The following is a 17492-nucleotide window of genomic DNA, read 5'->3' as shown; positions in this document are numbered from 1 at the left end:
TCTCCCGAGCGGCCGGGTCCACCGCCGGGCGCCCGGTCTCAGCGCGCTCCCCGCTCCATCCGGGCGAGGGCCGCCCGGCACAGGGTGAGCAGCTTCTCGTCGAGGTGCACGTCGTGCGTGCCCGAGACGCCCTCGCGGGCGTTGTGCCGGCGTCTGCGGGTCAGCTCGGTGAGGATCACCAGCTGGGCCCCCGAGGCGGCCGGGCCCATCTCCGCCAGGCACTCCGCGATGTCCACGCGCGCGTGCCGGTTCTCCTCCCAGGCGGCGAGCAGCACCGGAAGGGCCTCCTCCGTCTCGCCGGTCACCCGCCACAGGGCCGCGGCGGCGCGGACCCGCACCCACAGGTCCCGCGAGGCGAGGGCGGGCCGCAGGACCGGGGCCGAGGCGGCCGCCGCCGGGCCGATCTCGCCGAGGGCCCGGGCGGCCGCGCACCGGTCCGCGTCCGGCAGCCCCGGCCGCAGCCACCGCTCCAGGGCCGGCAGCACCTCCGCCGGGTCCTCCCCGACCGCCCACAGGGCGCGCGCCGCCGCCGAGGAGACGGCGGCCGACTCGTCGGCCAGCAGCTCCCGCAGGTCCGGTACGGCCTCCCGGGCGGCGGGCCCGAAGGCCGCGAGGGCGCGCAGGGCGGCCTCCCGCACCCGGTCGGGCCGGTTCGCGGGCGCGCCGCGCAGCACCCGCAGCACCTCGGGAAGGGCCTGGGCGCCCCGGACGGCGGCCAGCGCGTAGAGCAGCGGGGCCGCCCGGTCGTACAGCAGCTCGTCCAGCTCGACCCGGGCGAGCCGGCGCCGGAGCGCGGGGGCGAGCATCGCGGCGGAGGGCCCGAGGCCGTCCGTGGCGTACAGCAGCTCCCGCCGCACCTCGCCCTCCTCCAGGGCGCGGGCGAGCAGCGGCACCGCGCGGGCGTCCCCGGCGCGGGCGAGGGCGATCAGCGCCCCGTCCCGCCCGGACCGCCCGGCGGAACCGCACCCGCCGACCGGCCCCGGGGGAGCCGGGGCCAGGCGCGCCGCGAGCGCGTCGGCGGCGGGCGCGCCCAGCTCGAAGAGCCGCTCCAGGAAGGCGGAGGCGGCCTCCCGGAGCCGGGGCTCGGGGTCCTGGAGCTGGTCGCCGACGAGCCGGACGACCTCCTCGTACCGCCCGCGCCAGACCCGTATCAGCCCCCCGCACAGCCAGATCGCGTCCGAGCGCTGCCCCCAGTCGGGGCTGCGGAGCTGGGCGAGGACCAGCGCGATCCGGTCGTCGACGCGGTCGTCGAGCGCGGCGTGCAGCGTCCGCAGCAGCTCCTCGGTCCAGGGCGCGGGCCGGCCGGCCGCGTGCTCCTCCAGGAGCTCCCGCACCTGCCCGATGAGCGTCGGGGCGGCGCCCCGGGGCGTGTCGGACCCCGGCGCGGGGACGGACGCGGTCCTGATCTCCTCGAGGAGGGCCGTCACCCACGGCACGACGTCGTCGGGGATGTCGCCCGGCGCGCAGCGCGCCCGCTGGGCGAGGGCCGCGAGCCGGAGCCCCGGGTCCTGGGCGGCGCGGGCGAGCCAGCCGAGCCACTCGACGGTCTCGGCGCGCAGCGACGCGTGCCGCAGGGCGATCTGCCCGACGGCCGCCACCAGGGCGAGCCGCACCTCGGTGTCGCGCTCGACGGTGAGCCGCTCCCGCAGCAGGGTCAGCACCCGGGCGGGCTCGGGGTGCAGCGAGGCGAGCGCCCACGGCGCGGCGAGCCGCACCTCGGGGTCGGGGTCCGCGACGAGCCCGAGGAAGACGCCGGCTCCGGCGGCGATGGCGGCGGCGGCCATGGCGTAGTTGGCGGCCGGAATGAACTCCCCGTCCTCGCAAGGGTGTTCGCCCATCTCCTCGTCGTCGTCGAGCTCGATCCCCCCGATGCTGGTGAGGAGTTCGACGATGCAGCCCCGGTCCTGGACCCCGGGATCGGCGACGAGTTCGAGCAGGAAGGGGATGCAGGCGAGCGTCGAGTCGTAGACGTCGCCCTGATGGTGCACCGCCCCGTACATGCCGTCGAGGGCCGTCTCCCGCTCGGCGGGATCGGCGGAGGCGAGTCCCCGGAGCAGCTCCGGCACGTCGTCCGCGGGGCCGTACGCATGTCCCAGCGAGGCCCAGTCGACCTCCTCGATCCCCGTCAGCATGGCCATGCCGCCTTCCCCGTGAGCGCTGTACCAGGCAGCAAGTGTGCACCACAGGACGGACAACAAGGCCGTACCGCCGATACCCACCCCGAGGGAGGGCCGCCTTCCGGTCTCTTTGCGCCATGTACGCTGCGGAGCAAGGCAGTTGCCCTGCGTACCCGCCTCCCGGGGCCCCGCCGCCCCCGGCCCGGACGCGGCTTCCTCCCCACGGCCCCGACCGGACCGCCGTCACCCGCGCGGGCGGTCGGGATCCATGACCGGGCGCCCGCCCGCCCCCGCTCCGGCGCGGAGACGGGGTGCCGGGAACCCCCTCGTACCGCTCCATACGTGGCGTGATGTCGCCCATGAGGAGAACGGCTCCGGGGCGGGGCGTACCGCAGGCCTTGACGCGGGGGGACCGCCCGGCATCGGTTCGGCCCGGCGCCCTCCAGTACCCGATCGGCATCGGTCCGGAGCCCCTCCGACACCCGACCGGCATCCGCTCGGCATCCGTCCGGCGCCCCTCCGGTACCGACCGGCATCCGGCTGGCCCCTCCAGTACTCACCCGGCGCCCGCCCGCCACTCACCCGGCCGAGTACCGCCGTCCGGGCGGAAGTTCACTTGACTCCCTCTCCACGGCGCGGGCGATGATCGGGCCATGACTGCCTCATCCTCACCCTCACCCTCACCCTCACCCTCACCCTCGTCCTCGTCCTCGTCCTCGTCCTTCGACCCCAGGGCGCTGCTCGCCGAGAGCCGGCTCGGCGTCCTCGCGACCATCAAGGCGGACGGACGTCCGCAGCTCTCCCCCGTCCAGCCCTCCTACGACGAGGAGGCGGGCGTCGTCCGCGTGTCGACCACCGCCGGAACGGCCAAGACGGCGAACCTGCGGCGGGACCCCCGGGCCACCCTGGAGGTCACCGGCCCCGACGGCATGTCCTGGGCCACCGCCGAGGGCGTCGCCACGCTCACCGGCCCGGGGACCGACCCGCACGGCCCGGAGGTCGAGGCGCTGGTGGAGTACTACCGGGCCGCCGCGGGCGAGCACCCGGACTGGGACGAGTACCGCGCGGTGATGGTGTCCGACCGCCGGGTCCTGATCACCATGACCGTCGACCACGTGTACGGCGCGGACATCAGCTGACGGGCGGCGCCGGGGAGACGCCGGCGCCCCCGGCCGGCCGCTCCGCCGGGGCGGCCGGCCGCTTCCCCCGCGCCCGGGCCGGCGCCGAACCGAAGGACTGGCGGTAGTCCGTGGGCGTCACCCCCACGTGCAGGGTGAAGTGGCGGCGCAGGTTGGCCGCCGTGCCCAGACCGCTGAACTCGCCGATCCGCTCGACCGGCAGGTCGGTCGTCTCCAGGAGCGTCCGCGCGTGCGCCAGACGCTGGTTGAGCAGCCACTTGAGCGGGGTCATCCCGGTGGCGGCCCGGAGGCGCCGGAAGAAGGTGCGGGTGCTCATCCCGGCCCTCCCGGCCATGTCGTCGACGGTGAGGGGCTCGTCCAGGTGGCGGGCGGCCCAGTCCAGGACGGGCGCGAGGCTGTCGTCGTCGGTGACCGGGACGGAGAGGTCCACGAACTGGGCCTGGCCGCCCGGCCGGTGGCCGGAGACCACCAGGCGGCGGGCGAGCTGGTTGGCCACGTGGGCGCCCAGGTCGCTGCGGACGAGGTGCAGGCACAGGTCGAGGCCGGCCGTCATGCCGGCGCTGGTGAGGACCCGTCCCTCGTCGACGTAGAGGACGCTGTCGTCGACCTCCACCTCGGGGTAACGGGCCGCCAGGTCGGCGGTGTTCATCCAGTGCGCGGCGGCCCGGCGGCCGTCGAGGAGCCCGGCCTCCGCGAGCGCGAAGGCCCCGGTGCACAGCGAGACCACGCGGGCGCCGGAGGCGTGGGCGCGCCGCAGGGCGTCGGTGAACTCGGCCGGGAGGGAGGCCCCGTGGCGGGCGACGGCGTCCGGCACCGAGGGCACGATCACGGTGTCGGCGGTGACGAGGTCCTCGATCCCGTGGGAGGTGCGGACGGAGAAGCCCCGCGCCGGTTCCGTGGCGGAGGGCGGGGACACGGAGCAGACCCGCAGGTCGTACCAGGGATCGGCGAGGTCCGGCTGGGGATCGCCGAAGACCGCGTAGGCGATGGCCGTCTCGTAGACCTCGCAGACCCCCATGTCCGTGTCGTTGACCAGGGCGATGGCGACGGAGCCGGGATGCATGACGCCGAGGGTACGGCAGTAATTTTGCGAAGGTCGGCACTTCCGCCACTGTCGGCCCGCTCTCCGCCGGTGCGAGGGTGCGGGTGAGGGGCGGGCGGCCGCGACGCGATCACGCGAGCCGCACCGGCCACACACACGACGCGCACCGCGGGGTGAGCGGGAACGGGAGTACTCCATGCCGAGAACCGACGGATCACAGGCGCCGGTGACGGTCATCGGGCTGGGTCTGATGGGCCGGTCCCTGGCCGCCGCCTTCCTGGCGGCGGGCCACCCCACCACCGTGTGGAACCGCACGGCCGCCAAGGCCGACGGGCTCGTCGCCGGGGGCGCCGCCCTCGCCGGTTCGGTCGGGGACGCGATCGCGGCGAGCCCGCTGGTCGTCGTCTGCGTCACCGACTACGCCGCCGTGCGCGAACTGCTCGACCCGCAGGCCGGTTCGCTCGACGGCAAGGTGGTGGCGAACCTGACGACGGGCACCTCGGAGCAGGCCCGCGAGACGGCCGCGTGGGCGGCCGGCCTGGGGGTCCGCTACCTCGACGGCGCGATCATGGCGATCCCGGCGGACATCGCCACCGAAGCGGCCGTACTCCTCTACAGCGGCCCGGCGGAGGCCTTCGAGGAGCACGGGGAGACGCTGCGCGCGCTGGGCGCGGCGGGCACCACGTACCTGGACACCGACCCGGGTCTGTCGGCGCTCTACGACATGTCGCTGCTCGGCATCATGTGGGGCGTCCTGAACGGCTTCCTCCAGGGCGCCGCCCTGCTCGGCACCGCGCAGGTCAGGGCCACGGCCTTCGCCCCGCTGGCCAACACCATGATCAAGGTGGTGACCGAGTACGTGACCGCGTACGCCCCCCAGATCGACGCGGGCGCCTACCCGGCCGACGACGCCACCGTGACGGTGCACCGGGACGCCCTGGAGCACCTCGCCGAGGAGAGCGAGAAGCTCGGCGTCAACGCCGAACTGCCCCGCCTCTTCAAGGCGCTCACCGACCGCGCGGCGGCCGACGGCCACGCGGGCAGCAGCTACGCGGCCCTGATCGAACAGTTCAGGAAGCCCTCGTCCTGACGGCGCCGGGCCACCGGCGCCCCTCGCTCAGCCGGTACGGGTGGGCAGCATGCCGCGCATCAGTTCGGCGACCTCCCCGGCACGGTCGGAGAGGAAGAAGTGACCGCCCTCGAAGACGCGCGTCCGGAAGGCGCCGGAGGTGTGCCCGCCCCAGGCCTCGACCTCCTCGACGGTCGCCTCGGGGTCCCGGTCGCCGGCCAGGGCGACGACGGGGCAGGTCAGCGGCCGGCCGGTGGTGTCCTCGTACGAGGCGAGCGCCCGGTAGTCCCCGCGCAGCGCGGGCAGGACCAGCTCCAGCAGGTCGGGCTCGTCGAACACGGCGGAGTCGGTCCCGCCCAACCCGCGCACGCGTGCCACGAGTTCGTCGTCCTTCAGGGGTACGTGCCGGGCCCGCCACCCGGCGGCGGCGGGCGCGCGACGCCCCGACACGACGAGGAGGTCCGGCTCCCCGCCGGGCAGCCTCGCGAGCCGCACGGCGACCTCGTACGCCAACGAGGCCCCCATGCTGTGCCCGAGCAACGCCCGGGGCCGTCCGTCCGAGGGCCCCATCGCCTCCGCGACGAGATCGGCCAGCCGGTGCAGGTCCTCCACCGGAGCCTCGTGCAGCCGGTCGAGCCGCCCCGGGTACTGCACGGCCGACACGTCGACGGCGGGGGAGAGCGCCAGGGCGAGGGGCCGCCAGTAGGAGGCGGAACCACCCGCGTGCGGAAAACACACCAGCTCACACCCGGCGGCACTTCCCCCCACCCCCACGGGAAACCGCCGCAGCCATGCATCACGCGCCCGACCCATTCCGCCCCACCTCACCGTCACCGCACTTCGAGGCCCCCCACCACCCGGGCCACTGCCAGGCATCGTAGAAGCACCACTCGGCCCGGCACCGGTCAAGGGCCAAGACTGCCGGTCACGGGCAATGTCCGCTTCGGACAGCCGTGCGAGAGTGGGGCCGACGAGGCGCACGACCGAACCACATGGGGGAAAGCATGGCCAAGCCCGTACGCGCACACATAGGCGAGAAGAAGATCCACTGCCTGATCTGCGGAGGCGACGTCTTCCGCGAGCGCGAGGTGAAACTGAACAGCACCGGCATGGAGTTCTTCAACCTGGCCTGGGCGAACGAGTCCGCCACCGGCCTGATCTGCACCTCCTGCGGCCACGTCCACCTCTTCGCCCACGGCAACCTGAGCCTCTACCGGGTCTCGGAGTAACCCGCACCGCCTGGAACGAACCTGAAAAAGGGAAATGGAACGCATAGAAGCCGAACTGCTCACCGACGGCACCAACGACGCCGTACTCCGCCTCCCGAACCGCAACTTCCCCGGCCTCCTGATCCAAGGAGACACCCTCAGCATCCTCCAGAACGACCTCGCCGAACTCGCCGACCTGTGCGCCACCGGCAACCTGGAGGAGGCCCAGCACGCGGCGAACATCCTCCACGCCGACCTGAGCGCGAAGCTCGAGCGCTACACGAGGGCCCTCGAAGAGCACGGGATCCCCCGCCCCTTCTGACCCGCGGACCGACCGAATCGACCAGCGACGCGAATACCGCCCGCCACGTGGCCCGTATACATCCACGGATTCACCAACAGGTCACCGCGCGAGCCGCAAGGACGTCATCGTTCTCGACTTCGCGGCGAAGAACCAGGGGCACAGGGACTGGCCAGTCCCGTGGCCTCTGCCGGCCTGCCGGCCAACCCGGAAGACTCCACCCTCCTGCCTGGCGCACCGAGGATCCACACCTCGACGCCCACCCACGACCAGGCGTGCGGCGGGCCGAATGGGTGGTGCAGATGCGGCGCCACGATCGGCACTGAGATGTCCGAGGGCTACACCCCGTACGAGCTCCCCCTCGTTCCGGGCGCGGTAGTCGAGGAACAGGCCGTTATGCGGTAGTGAGTGCGTCGGCGATGTCCTGCATGTCCTCGGTGACGACATCGGCCTGCGCCTCGGTGAACTGGTTTGCCTTGTAGGGCACGTTGGAGTAACCGATGGCCGTTGCACCGGCTGCGCGGGCCGCCTGGATGTCGCTGAGGGAATCCCCGATCAGGGTGCAGCTCGTGACGTCGATGTGCATCCGCTCGGCCGCCGTGATGAGCGGGAACGGGTTCGGCTTCATCAGGTGGAGCTGTTCGGAGGGGCGACCCACGATCTCCGTGACGTACTGCCGCAAGCCGTTGAGCTCCAGGAAGGCCCGTACGCACTCGGCGGAGTTGTTGCTCACCACCGCGACGCCCCGGCCGGCCGCACGTGCTGCCCGGAGGGCTTCCACCGCTCCCGGGATCGGCTGTCCGGCGACCGCGACGGCTCGTACTTCGGCGGCCGTCAGGGCCTGCTCGATCCTCTGGCCCAGTTCGGTGTCGGCCTCGTGCGCGATGCGCAGGACCTCGATCGGGTCGTCCGTCTGCGCGGCCTTCGCGCCCGCGGCTTCGTCCTGGGCGGAGAGGAGGGCGGCCAGCTCTCGTGCGACTTCGGGTGCCGGAAGGCCCGCGAACACGTCGCATACCGGCCCGTCAAAGCCGAAGAGGACGACGCGGGCGTTCGCCAGGGTTTCGATGAGCTGGTCGGCGTGCGTCAAGGTCGAAGTCCCTTCCGATGGTCTCCCGGACGCTGTCGCATCGCATCCGGGCTTGCTGGGCCCGTCTGAGGACTCGGCGTCGTGGATCCCGATCGTCTTGCCTTGAATGACGGCCTTATTCAGGCGGATCGGGTGGGGCTTGAAGAACCGCGTGCTGCTGTAGGCACAGACGCTGATCCCGGTCGCGGCGCTCTCCGCCCGATGCGTGTTCATCAGCAGCGAACCGCCCTCGGCCTGCCCGGCTGCCGTCGCCCGCAGGGCCTGCACCCGCATCCGTCGTGACTTCCAGGACGACCGCACACACCCGCGAGACCTGCGCCGAACCCGACGCTCAGGGAGGCGCGCCGATGACCGTGTCCCAGAACCATGCCGTCGAGCCGGGCGGTGTGTCGTGACGGATTTTCTGGCGGCGGCGTGAGGGGCTTGCTTCCCCATACGGAGAGTGCGGTCCGGCAGGCGTCGCGCGGCTCTGGTGGGTGCAGGTGCCGAGGACGACCAGCGGCGCGCGTGGGCGCGGGGCGTTACTTCCGACCCGGAGTCCACTTCATGCCGAGCCGGTACGCGCGGGAGATCACGTCCTGCACGCCGGGGCCGTCCTGCGGGGTGAACCAGCGCACCTCGCGCCCGATGACGAGTTCGCCCTTCTGGCGCTTGATGAGAGCGATGGCACAGGCATGCGCCTGGGGTGGGCATTCGTCCAGGACCACCCGGAAACGGTCGCCGCGGTCGGAAGGCAGGGTCACCACGGCATCGAGACCACGGAAGTCGCCGGACCCTTCGTATATGTAGACGAAGAGCAGGAGCTTCTGGAACTCGGCCTGGTGATCCAGATTGATGACAAGGTTCTCTCCCACCGCACGGGAGCCGGTCCGGTCGTCCGCGTCCAGCGCGACGTACGGGAAACGATCTACCGCGCCGAACGCATTGCCCAGAGCCTGGACCACGGTCTTCGTGCCGTCGGCGCACCGGATCATGCAACCGAGGTCGAGATCCACTGTTCTGGCTGTGGCCGACCGCAGTGACGCTCGGATGCGGCCGAACAGTCCACGTGCTTCACCGGCCGTGCGTGGGGCGGCGACCTGCGGCGAGGTCCAGTTGAGGTTGACCTTGATCAATCCCGATGTCACGCCGTGTTTGTCCAGGGAGACCGTGGGAGCGGCCTTCGTCAGGTTCACGGTGGCGGGCTCGGTCATGCGGCACCTTTCGGGGGAAGGCGCGGCGGAGGGGGGAGCGGTCGACGACCTTACCGGTGGGGAGGCTAGGCGGCGCGGAGGGACGGCCTGGTCCAAGGCGGGCTCGTCGGCCGGGCGGTGGAGCCGACACGACCCGGGAAGCGCCCGAACGCGAGGGAGACACTGCTTTCGGTTCCCTGCGGGAGGTGGAGGCCGCTGTCGGAGTCAGACCTTGATGACGGTGGTGTGGCTGCCGCACAGGACTATGAGGTCCTCTGGGTTCGAAGTCAGGACAGTGACTGGTCCGGGGGCCGCGAGGGCGGTGGCCGCGAGCATCGCGTCGATGGCGTACTTGTGGCCGTGCAGGCCGGCGTCGGCGAGGAGCGCGGCGGCGTGGCGGGCGATCGGTTCGGTGACCGGTTCGACGACCAGGCGGGAGAGCGTCCACTCCAGGGCCGGGCGGTTGATGCGGGGGTGGACCACTTCGACGAGGGTGGCCGCCGAGGTGATCACGCGGAGGTCGTCGGCACGTGCCAGGGCGAGCCAGCCGGTGACCGTACGGTCGCGCAGGACGGCCTTGGCCAGTCCCTCGCTGTCGAGGACGAGGGTGCCACCGGGGACTGCGGGGGAGGGGGTCACGCCGCGCTCGCTCCGCGCTCGGTCTGCTCGCGTCGTGCCTGGGTGAGCTGGTCGCGCAAGGACTGGATCTCTTCGTCCGTGACAGGCCCGTGTTCGGCCTCGGCCACGGTGATGAGCTCGTTGAGGTTGTCGCGCTCGATCTGGCGGGCGACGGCCGCGGCCACGTAGGCGGACAGGCCGGAGGGGCCGCTGCGGGCCTTGGCGGCTTCGGCGATGTCGCGCGGCATGGTGATCGAGTACTTGCCGGTGGGCTCGCTCATGCTACTTATCCTACCTCTCATCCTCCCCGCTGAGGGCGGCGATCACTTCACGCGACCGGAGGCGTGCCGGGGCAGGTCGCGGCGAAGACGCGCAATGAGATCGAACAGGGCCGGCTTCGTGTTGATCCGCCGGCCGACGTCAGCCGACGCATCACCGGGACCGTCGAACAGGTCGCCCCCTGTGCCGTCGCCGACCCCGTACAGGCCCGGAACCCGCCCTGCGCGGGAGGCTTCGAACGGGAGTGTGGGCGAAGGCTGGACCCGCCCGCCGGGAGATACACGTACGGTGCCGCTCCCGCCCGAACTCGTCTGCCTGTGGCGGCTTCGGTACTGCGGGCGACAGCCGGCTGTTCTTCAGCGAGAAGGTCGGCATCCTGGGATCCGCCCCATACGACCGCGCCCGGCACGAGGCCCGTGAACTCGCTCTCCCGCCGGGCCCGCGGGCAGCACTCCTCGCCAACAGGCGCATCGACGTGCTTCCGAACGGCCTCATCCGGCAGGCGGGTTGAGGTGAAAGTGCAGGCCGCAAGCTTCTGGGTGAAGAGAAGTCAGGAAGTGCAACGCACATGAGCCGCATGCGTTCCGGCATCGACAAAAAGCCTCTGACCCGCATTTCTGCGGGTCAGAGGCTTCTTTGGCACTTCTCGCGAAGTGCCCCCGGCAGGATTCGAACCTGCGCACACGGCTCCGGAGGCCGCGTGCTTCTTAGTCGTCTATGCAGGTCAGAGGCCTAAGAGCCGGTAGCTAAGCCTGGCCGGTCCACAAATAGGCCGCGTCCAACCGAGGCGCCTTCGGGCCTCACCCGACAGTGATGTGGGCACACGGGCTTCGCTGTTGGTATCCCCCGAGTACCCCAGCTCCAACGGCTTCCCAGAAGCCCTTGGAGTCACGGAGGTGCCCACCCAAGGTGTGCCACGACAGACCCGGATGCTCGATCCGCAGCGCCGCGAGGCCGGCGGAGGCTAAACCGCACCGTTGATATTCCGGCAGTGTGTAGGGCTGCTCGACCCACCCGAGCTGACAGTCCGGGCAGACCTGGTAGTCCACGCTGAATGCGAACTCGCCGTCCAGATTGGCTGCACGCTCACGCCAGCCTTGCCGTTCCCCCGAGAGGGTGTCTTGCCATGGCGTGTCCAGCTTCGGCACTCTCGTCCATCCACGTTGCCGCCCGAACCGCCCGCGGCTCACCCGCTGCAATAGGTCGGCCCACCTCTTCCGCCCGGGCGCCCGCCCCACTTCATGAGCACGGCTGGCTAACTGGTGCGCTGCCTTCTGATCGATGGCCATGCCCTCCTCGTTCCCACTGCGGACCCGGGCAGTTCAAGTGATCGAGGGCGAGCCGAGGGGTAGGACCGTACCGGAAGTCGACTGCGCAGAGCTGGTGAGTGCTAACCGGTCGGCTGCGAGGAAGGAGGCTCCATGGCCGTGTCGTTTGGGTTGGCCGCTCTGTCTGCGTCAGACGACGCCGGCCTGCCCCTGATGCGGCTGCTCCAGCTGTTGTTCCCGCTTGCGTTGCTCCATCCGCAGCATCTCTACGTTCTCCGCGAACCTCTCCAGGTTGACCGCCGCGTCCGCATCCGAGTATGGCGCAATGCCCAGATCGAAGGCCATGGCATGCTGTTCTACCTGGTCCGCGGTCTGCTGAAGGTTGTATGCCCGCTCACGGAATTTGAAATAGCCCGTCACCGCGGTTGCAAATGCCAGGAACGACCCCAGCGCGATCAGAATCGTCTTACCCGGCTGCGGGGTTTCCCAGAAAGCCGTAGTTGCCGTAGTCCCTACGGACGCGAAGAACACCCCCCATTGGAACCAGTTGTGAATACGCCGATAGAACTTTGTATCCTGCCTCAGGCGCTCTATCACTCGCGGTATGCGCTCCCGGTAGCCATCCCTATGCTCCCTCGCTGGGCGCGCCCTTGAAGCGTTGAGAATCCATAGGTCATGGATGATCTCTAGATTTCTGCGGAGCAGGAACACAGACTGGACGCCGTGTTTCTCGTCCTTCACCCGCAGAATGAAGCCGACTAGGAACACCACCACTAGGGCCAGCGTCACCGCGATGGCCACGATGTTAAATGTGCGCAGGTCCGGAACTTCTTCTGGCCATAGGTTTCCCCACCCGGCTACTGCCAGAACCAGCGGCACCGCCACAAGCGGTACCAGCCGGAGCCACCGCGACAAAATAGCCCTGCGTATACGGCGCTCCGCTATCGCGACGTTTCGCCGGTAGGTGATAACGCTGTTCGCGTACTCGTACTGCTGGGCAGGCTCGATGCTCCACCCGTAATCTTGTTTTGGGTCATCGAGAGATTCAATTACCTCCTCAACAAGACTGCCCCATGTGGAATTTGAACCAGCAGTGAAAAGAGCATCAAGGCGCATGTACCGCTTGTATCGGTCAGGTGACCCATACTTTTGATGGAAAACGTACGCGCCATCACTGTCGTATCTGACCTGCCTGGCTATTTGAACATGTAAAGTCCATTTAAGTTCTTCTCTGCCAGTCTTCCAGGCAGCGGAGAGAATCGCGTCTACGCCCTCCCAGGTCAAAACGAAGTCTTCGGGGAGGAGCGTGAGTATGTCGGCCTCGGACAGCCGCTGGTCTTCGTGTGCGAGGTTACGTAGGACATCACCCACCCACGGTTTGTAACTGCCGGCGGTCTCGGGTTCACGTTCGCGCGGCACGTCAGTAAGGCGAGACATCGTGGAGGGGCTCCCGGTCAAGGGTTGTGGTGTGTCGTAGACGGCACGCTACCGCTGCCCTGCCTTTCATGTGCAGGTAACCCTCTAACCTGATAGCGGAGTTGGCCCCTTGTCCCTAAAGGAGCGCCTCAGGCACCGCGTTAGCACGCTTGCTGAGCCCACCACTTCCCCCAACTCCCATCCCGTCTGCCGTCGACCCACACTCCGTGGAGCAGGCGCGGTGCCGGGCGTCCAGGTGGAGCGCGCCACTGTACGAACGACCTGGACGCCCGGTGCCGTGTCTGCTCGGCTCTGCCTGGGTCGACGGCAGACGGGATGGGAGTTCCCACCGCAACACCCCACGGCCGGCACCCGCTCACGGAGCCCCCGCCCATCCTGGTGCTTGTTGCGCCCCCGCCGGAGGCATCGTCTTGAGTCGCACTCGCCCAGGGCCTCAGCCGCATCGTGGTTCGCCACTCATCAACCCGAGCTGTTAGGCGAGCGGCCCGGCGTCCGGGCCGCCGCTGGCGAAGACAGAGCGGCGGCTCGGGCGACGGGCCGCGCGCGCCGCGCTGTGCGCGGCGGGTGCCTTGATGAGGTAGAGAAACTTGTAACAGCTCCCTGTTACTCCTCCGGCTACTCCGCTGTTAGCGCATCTGCGATGTCCTGCATGTACTCGATGACGACGTCGGCTTGTGCCTCGCTGAAGAGATCCGCCTTGTGAGGCTTGTTGGCGTAACCGATGACCGTTGCTCCGGCTGCGTGGGCTGCCTGGATGTCGGTGAGGGAGTCGCCGATCAGGGTGCAGCCGGTGATGTCGATGTGCATCTGTTCAGCGGCCGTGATGAGCGGGAACGGGTTCGGCTTCATGAGGTGGGGCTGTTTGGAGGGGCGGCCCACGATGTGCGTAACGTACTGCTGCAAGCCGTGGAGCTCCAGGAAGGTCCGTACGCACTCGGCGGAGTTGTTGCTCACTACCGCGACCCCTCGATCGGCCGCACGTGCTGCCCGGAGGGCTTCCGCCGCTCCCGGAGTCGGCTGCCCGGCCACCGTGACGGCTCGTACTTCGGCGGCCGTCAGGGCCTGCTCGATCCTCTGGCCCAGTTGGGTGTCGGCCTCGTGCGTGATGCGTAGGACCTCGATCGGGTCGTCCGTCTGCGCGGCCTTTGCGCCCGCGGCTTCGTCCTGGGCGGAGAGGAGGGCGGTCAGTTCTCGTGCGACTTCGGGTGCCGGCAGTCCCGCGAACACGTCGCACACGGGGCCGTCGAAGTCGAAGAGGACGACGCGGGCGTTCGCCAGGGTTTCAATGAGCTGGTCAGCGTGCGTCAAGGTCGAAGTCCCTTCCGATGGTCTCCCAGACGCTGTCGAACCACATCTGGGCTTGCTGGACCTGCTGGGCTCCGCCGGACGTCTCGCCGTCGTTGATCGAGTGGTGAAAGAGGACGGTGTCCTTGCCCACGAGGTCGTAGATCTCGATCGTCTCGCCCTGGGCGACGACCTTATTCGGGCGGATCGGGTAGTACCCGAAGAAGGCGTCTTCGTTGTTGATCACGTAGAGCTTGAAGAACTGCGTGCCGCTGTGGACGCGGACGCTGATCCTGGTCTCGGCGACCAGGCCAAGGTGCCCGAGCTCGGTGATGGCGTCCCGGATGCTGCGGGTGTAGCCGACCATGATGTCGTGCATACGGTCGCGGAGCCGCTTGTCGTCGGCTCCGTCTTCCATGCGTACGGGTGCGGCCTGCGGCACGGACATGTCCGGGACGAGTATCCGCATGGTGATGCTCGACGGCGTGAGCCTGCCGATCCGGATCTTGTCGAGCGGCTCTTGAAGGGCACCGTGCAGGGTCTCGCTGGAGAATCCCGCAAAGTCGATGGTGACGTGGTCCTTGGCGAACGCCTGCTCAACGTACGGCCGTAGCCCCGCCGGCCTTTCCGTTCGATTGCGCACGTAGACGCCGCTGCCCTTGCGGGAGACGACAAGCCCTTCGTCTTCGAGGTCACGCAACGCACGCTGGATCGTCGCCCGCGCGAACCCGTACAGCTCCGTCAGTTCCTTGTGGGACGGGAGCTTCTCGCCGGGGCCCAGTCGGCGTGTACGGATGGCGGCTCCCAGGCTGCTGGCCACCTGCTCGTAGGGCGCTCGGTCGTCGTCTGGGTCGAGGGGCTCGGGGACAAAGGTCATAAGCCGATGGTAGGCGAGCGGCCTAGGTCAGGACAGTCATGGCAGTCATGTCGTTGACATGGCTAGCCATCTCCCTTATCTTCGAGATGTGACCAACCGGGTTAGCCAAGTTGGTCATCCAGCTTCCTGCTGTCTTCTCTGAAGGAGAGACCATGCCGTCGTTCAAGGTGGATACGTCGACCGCCATGGTGTTCGTCGCCACGGCCCCCGTCCCGAAGCTCAAGAACAAGCAGACCGGTGAGCGTGCCATGGACCACGAGACCGGTGCCGGGCTCTCGGTCGTGGGCCTTCTGATCTCGGATGAGGGGGAGGGCAACCTCTACCAGGTGGCGGTCCCGGAGACCGGTCTCCCCGACGGCCTGATGCCGGGTATGCCGGTGTCGGTGATCGGGCTCAAGGCCCGGGACTGGGAGAACACGATCAACGGCCAGGCCCGCCACGGCATCTCGTTCCGCGCCGTCGCGGTCACCCCGATGGGCGCCTGACCATGACGGACCTGTCGACGTTATGGGAGGTCGGTCTCCCGCTCGCCGGAACCGCCGGCACTCTCGGCTACGCCAAGGCCCGGGCACCGCGCGTGTTCTGGTCGCTGGTGGGTCTGCCGGTGGCGACGACGCGGTTCGCGGTGACCTACCGGTCCACGATGGATGTGTGCGGGCTGACCGTGCAGCCGTCCCGCTTCCGTGCCTTCCTGGTCCGTAACGTCGCCCGCCGTGCCGACGTTCAGCCGGTTCCGCCGAAGGTCCGCCGGGTCCGGGGCAGCATGACTGGCCTGCGCATCACGCTCCGCCTTCCGGCCGGTCTGGAGCCCGCGGATGTGATGGCGGCCTCCGAGCGGTTGCGGCACGCCTGGGGCGTCCATTCAGTCACCGTGGTGACGGTGAAGCCCGGCTTCGTGGAGCTGCGGATGACCGGCTATGACGTTCTTCGCCGGGTGCGGATGCCGCGCCGTGTCGTGTCGGGACCGATGTCGGTTCCGGTCGCGCTGCGGGAGGACGGTACCGCCTTCGTTCGCGACTACCTCAAGGTCCCTCACGCGCTGACGCTGGGGGCGAATCAGTCGGGCAAGTCGATGTATCAGCGCAACCTGATCGCCGGACTCGCCCGTCTCCCGGTCGCTCTGGTCGGCATCGACTGCAAGCGCGGTGTCGAACAGCGCGGCTACGCACCCCGCCTCTCCGCCCTGGCCACCACCCCCGAGGAGGCCGATGACCTCCTGGAGGTGCTGGTGGGGGAGATGGAAGAGCGCTTCGACCTCCTCAGCGCTTACGGGGCCGGTGACATCTGGGCCCTGCCCGACGACGTCCGCCCTGCCCCGGTGGTGGTCCTAGTGGACGAGGTCGCGGAACTGTTCCTCGTGGCGACGAAGAAGGACGAGGAACGCCGGGACCGCATGGTCACCCAGCTCATCCGCCTCGGCCAGATGGCCCGCGCCGCCGGCATCTTCCTGGAGGTGTGCGGACAGCGCTTCGGCTCCGACCTCGGCAAGGGCGCCACCGCCCTGCGCGCCCAGCTCACCGGCCGGACCGTGCACCGGGTCAACGACAAGCAGACCGCCGAAATGGGCGTCGGCGACATCGCCCCCGACGCCGTCGTCACCGTGCTGACCATCCCCCCGGACCGGCCCGGCATCGCGGTCGCCGGGGATACCTCCGGCGGCTGGTCCCGCATCCGCACCCCCCAGCTCACCGCCGCCGAAGCCGCCGCCATCTGCGCCGCGCACGCTCACCTCACCCCGGACCTGCCCGCCCTCGCCGCCTACCGGCCCGCTGTCCCGGTCTATGTCGGCGCCCCGGCACCTGTCCCGCTGGTCAAGCCGTCCCCGGCGACCCCCTAGCGACTCCCCTCCCCACCTCGGTGGCGTGACCGTCTCACGCCAGGTCCCTACCCGACCCATGCCCGAAAGGAGGTGAACCCCTCATGTTCCGCACACTCCGCCTCGACGCCGTGCTCATCCAGGCCGTCATAGCCGGGGCCCTGTCCTTCGCCCACCTGCACGACCTGGCCGAGGCGGCCGGACAGGACGGATGGAAGGCCTGGGCCTACCCGGTCTCCGTCGACCTGCTCCTGGTCGCCGCGTGGCGCCGGATGCGCAAGGACGGCGGCAACCGCGACGCCTGGCTGTGGTTCGCCATCGCCCTGATCGCATCCCTCGGCGCCAACGTCGCCACCGCCGGACTCCTCGACCTCGGCAACGTCCCGCCGTGGCTGCGCATCCTCGTCGCCGGATGGCCCGCCCTGGCCTTCCTCGGCGGCACCCTCCTCGCCCACGCACCCCACCCCGAACCAGAACCCGAACCCACCCCCGCCCCGGAGCCCGAACCGGCCACGCCCAAAGAGCCCGCGACCGATCTGGTCGTAGAACGCGCTCCGGAGCCTGCTCCGCAACCGGCCCCCGAGCTCCCGCCGGCCGAACCCGCCACCGCCGAGACCTCGCCGGAGCCCGTCCCCGGTCCGCCTGCGGTGGTCCCGGTGCCGCCCGCGCTCCTCGCGCACGCACAGAAGATCGCGGACGTCCACCGGGCCCAGACCGGTGAGCCGATCGACGCGGAAACCCTCCGCACCCGCCACGGAATGCCCCCGGCCCTCGCGGA

Annotated in this window: 17 protein-coding genes and 1 tRNA gene; 7 read left to right on the top strand and 11 right to left on the bottom strand. The window is 70.1% G+C overall.

What is annotated here, in order from left to right; genetic code table 11:
• Positions 1–38 precede the first annotated feature (38 nt).
• Complete coding sequence (locus tag ACIQD7_RS27020) at positions 39–2132, bottom strand: HEAT repeat domain-containing protein (RefSeq protein WP_402445184.1); 2094 nt, start codon at positions 2130–2132, stop codon at positions 39–41.
• 638 nt (positions 2133–2770) lie between these two features.
• Here ACIQD7_RS27020 and ACIQD7_RS27015 point away from each other — a divergent pair.
• On the top strand, positions 2771–3256 hold the full coding sequence (locus tag ACIQD7_RS27015; protein WP_402444940.1) for a PPOX class F420-dependent oxidoreductase: 486 nt from the start codon (positions 2771–2773) through the stop codon (positions 3254–3256).
• Here ACIQD7_RS27015 and ACIQD7_RS27010 read toward each other — a convergent pair.
• On the bottom strand, positions 3249–4319 hold the full coding sequence (locus ACIQD7_RS27010; RefSeq protein WP_402444938.1) for a GlxA family transcriptional regulator: 1071 nt from the start codon (positions 4317–4319) through the stop codon (positions 3249–3251). The two genes, ACIQD7_RS27015 and ACIQD7_RS27010, sit on opposite strands and share 8 nt — an antisense overlap.
• A gap of 175 nt (positions 4320–4494) precedes the next feature.
• Here ACIQD7_RS27010 and ACIQD7_RS27005 point away from each other — a divergent pair, with 175 nt between their 5' ends.
• A complete protein-coding gene (locus ACIQD7_RS27005) occupies positions 4495–5388 on the top strand; it encodes an NAD(P)-dependent oxidoreductase (protein ID WP_402444936.1) in 894 nt (297 codons plus the stop codon).
• Between the two features lie 27 nt (positions 5389–5415).
• Here the strand turns inward: ACIQD7_RS27005 and ACIQD7_RS27000 are convergent, their stop codons facing one another.
• Positions 5416–6180 (bottom strand): thioesterase II family protein, encoded by a 765-nt coding sequence (locus ACIQD7_RS27000; RefSeq protein WP_402444934.1) that lies wholly within the window; start codon positions 6178–6180, stop codon positions 5416–5418.
• Positions 6181–6371: 191 nt separating this feature from the next.
• On the opposite strand from ACIQD7_RS27000, the gene ACIQD7_RS26995 reads away from it, so the two are divergent.
• Together ACIQD7_RS26995 and ACIQD7_RS26990 are read left to right on the top strand one after the other, a co-directional pair.
• Positions 6372–6596 (top strand): hypothetical protein, encoded by a 225-nt coding sequence (locus ACIQD7_RS26995; protein WP_121830172.1) that lies wholly within the window; start codon positions 6372–6374, stop codon positions 6594–6596.
• A gap of 34 nt (positions 6597–6630) precedes the next feature.
• Positions 6631–6897, top strand: a complete 267-nt coding sequence (locus ACIQD7_RS26990; RefSeq protein ID WP_402444931.1) for a DUF6959 family protein — start codon at positions 6631–6633, stop codon at positions 6895–6897.
• Positions 6898–7270: 373 nt separating this feature from the next.
• Here the strand turns inward: ACIQD7_RS26990 and ACIQD7_RS26985 are convergent, their stop codons facing one another.
• The 8 genes from ACIQD7_RS26985 to ACIQD7_RS26950 all read right to left on the bottom strand — a co-directional run bounded on the left by ACIQD7_RS26985 (position 7271) and on the right by ACIQD7_RS26950 (position 14898).
• Positions 7271–8236 carry an HAD family hydrolase gene (locus ACIQD7_RS26985; RefSeq protein ID WP_402444929.1) on the bottom strand — a complete coding sequence of 322 codons (966 nt, stop codon included), beginning with the start codon at positions 8234–8236 and terminating at the stop codon, positions 7271–7273.
• Positions 8237–8484: 248 nt separating this feature from the next.
• Positions 8485–9156, bottom strand: coding sequence for a hypothetical protein (locus ACIQD7_RS26980; protein ID WP_402444928.1), 672 nt, complete (start codon positions 9154–9156; stop codon positions 8485–8487).
• A gap of 204 nt (positions 9157–9360) precedes the next feature.
• A complete protein-coding gene (locus ACIQD7_RS26975; protein WP_402444926.1) occupies positions 9361–9774 on the bottom strand; it encodes a PIN domain-containing protein in 414 nt (137 codons plus the stop codon).
• Positions 9771–10034 carry a CopG family transcriptional regulator gene (locus ACIQD7_RS26970; RefSeq protein WP_401545064.1) on the bottom strand — a complete coding sequence of 88 codons (264 nt, stop codon included), beginning with the start codon at positions 10032–10034 and terminating at the stop codon, positions 9771–9773. Before ACIQD7_RS26970 ends, ACIQD7_RS26975 begins: the two co-directional genes overlap by 4 nt.
• 652 nt (positions 10035–10686) lie before the next feature.
• A tRNA-Arg gene (locus ACIQD7_RS26965) sits at positions 10687–10789 on the bottom strand.
• A gap of 700 nt (positions 10790–11489) precedes the next feature.
• On the bottom strand, positions 11490–12671 hold the full coding sequence (locus ACIQD7_RS26960) for an SLATT domain-containing protein (protein WP_402444923.1): 1182 nt from the start codon (positions 12669–12671) through the stop codon (positions 11490–11492).
• 681 nt (positions 12672–13352) lie between these two features.
• Complete coding sequence (locus ACIQD7_RS26955) at positions 13353–14045, bottom strand: HAD family hydrolase (protein ID WP_402444921.1); 693 nt, start codon at positions 14043–14045, stop codon at positions 13353–13355.
• The gene (locus tag ACIQD7_RS26950; RefSeq protein WP_109185030.1) at positions 14032–14898 is read right to left on the bottom strand and encodes a GntR family transcriptional regulator; all 867 of its coding nucleotides are present in this window, start codon (positions 14896–14898) and stop codon (positions 14032–14034) included. The genes ACIQD7_RS26955 and ACIQD7_RS26950 overlap by 14 nt, the downstream gene beginning before the upstream one ends.
• 152 nt (positions 14899–15050) lie before the next feature.
• On the opposite strand from ACIQD7_RS26950, the gene ACIQD7_RS26945 reads away from it, so the two are divergent.
• The 3 genes from ACIQD7_RS26945 to ACIQD7_RS26935 all read left to right on the top strand — a co-directional run.
• A complete protein-coding gene (locus tag ACIQD7_RS26945; RefSeq protein WP_391055881.1) occupies positions 15051–15383 on the top strand; it encodes a hypothetical protein in 333 nt (110 codons plus the stop codon).
• 2 nt (positions 15384–15385) lie between these two features.
• Positions 15386–16735 carry an FtsK/SpoIIIE domain-containing protein gene (locus ACIQD7_RS26940; RefSeq protein ID WP_402444919.1) on the top strand — a complete coding sequence of 450 codons (1350 nt, stop codon included), beginning with the start codon at positions 15386–15388 and terminating at the stop codon, positions 16733–16735.
• Positions 16736–16818: 83 nt separating this feature from the next.
• A partial coding sequence (locus ACIQD7_RS26935; protein ID WP_402444917.1) for a DUF2637 domain-containing protein occupies positions 16819–17492 on the top strand: 674 nt, incomplete at its 3' end.

The sequence above is a fragment of the Streptomyces sp. NPDC093071 genome (genome assembly GCF_044754545.1).
GTDB lineage: Bacteria > Actinomycetota > Actinomycetes > Streptomycetales > Streptomycetaceae > Streptomyces.
This window is presented reverse-complemented; position numbering and strand designations above follow the sequence as displayed.

Bases quoted from the DNA above. Each gene is read 5' to 3' on its own strand.
- ACIQD7_RS27020 (WP_402445184.1), bottom strand. From the start codon at position 2,132: ATGCTGACGGGGATCGAGGAGGTCGACTGGGCCTCGCTGGGACATGCG.
- ACIQD7_RS27015 (WP_402444940.1), top strand. From the start codon at position 2,771: ATGACTGCCTCATCCTCACCCTCACCCTCACCCTCACCCTCACCCTCG.
- ACIQD7_RS27010 (WP_402444938.1), bottom strand. From the start codon at position 4,319: ATGCATCCCGGCTCCGTCGCCATCGCCCTGGTCAACGACACGGACATG.
- ACIQD7_RS27005 (WP_402444936.1), top strand. From the start codon at position 4,495: ATGCCGAGAACCGACGGATCACAGGCGCCGGTGACGGTCATCGGGCTG.
- ACIQD7_RS27000 (WP_402444934.1), bottom strand. From the start codon at position 6,180: ATGGGTCGGGCGCGTGATGCATGGCTGCGGCGGTTTCCCGTGGGGGTG.
- ACIQD7_RS26995 (WP_121830172.1), top strand. From the start codon at position 6,372: ATGGCCAAGCCCGTACGCGCACACATAGGCGAGAAGAAGATCCACTGC.
- ACIQD7_RS26990 (WP_402444931.1), top strand. From the start codon at position 6,631: ATGGAACGCATAGAAGCCGAACTGCTCACCGACGGCACCAACGACGCC.
- ACIQD7_RS26985 (WP_402444929.1), bottom strand. From the start codon at position 8,236: ATGCGGGTGCAGGCCCTGCGGGCGACGGCAGCCGGGCAGGCCGAGGGC.
- ACIQD7_RS26980 (WP_402444928.1), bottom strand. From the start codon at position 9,156: ATGACCGAGCCCGCCACCGTGAACCTGACGAAGGCCGCTCCCACGGTC.
- ACIQD7_RS26970 (WP_401545064.1), bottom strand. From the start codon at position 10,034: ATGAGCGAGCCCACCGGCAAGTACTCGATCACCATGCCGCGCGACATC.
- ACIQD7_RS26950 (WP_109185030.1), bottom strand. From the start codon at position 14,898: ATGACCTTTGTCCCCGAGCCCCTCGACCCAGACGACGACCGAGCGCCC.
- ACIQD7_RS26945 (WP_391055881.1), top strand. From the start codon at position 15,051: ATGCCGTCGTTCAAGGTGGATACGTCGACCGCCATGGTGTTCGTCGCC.
- ACIQD7_RS26940 (WP_402444919.1), top strand. From the start codon at position 15,386: ATGACGGACCTGTCGACGTTATGGGAGGTCGGTCTCCCGCTCGCCGGA.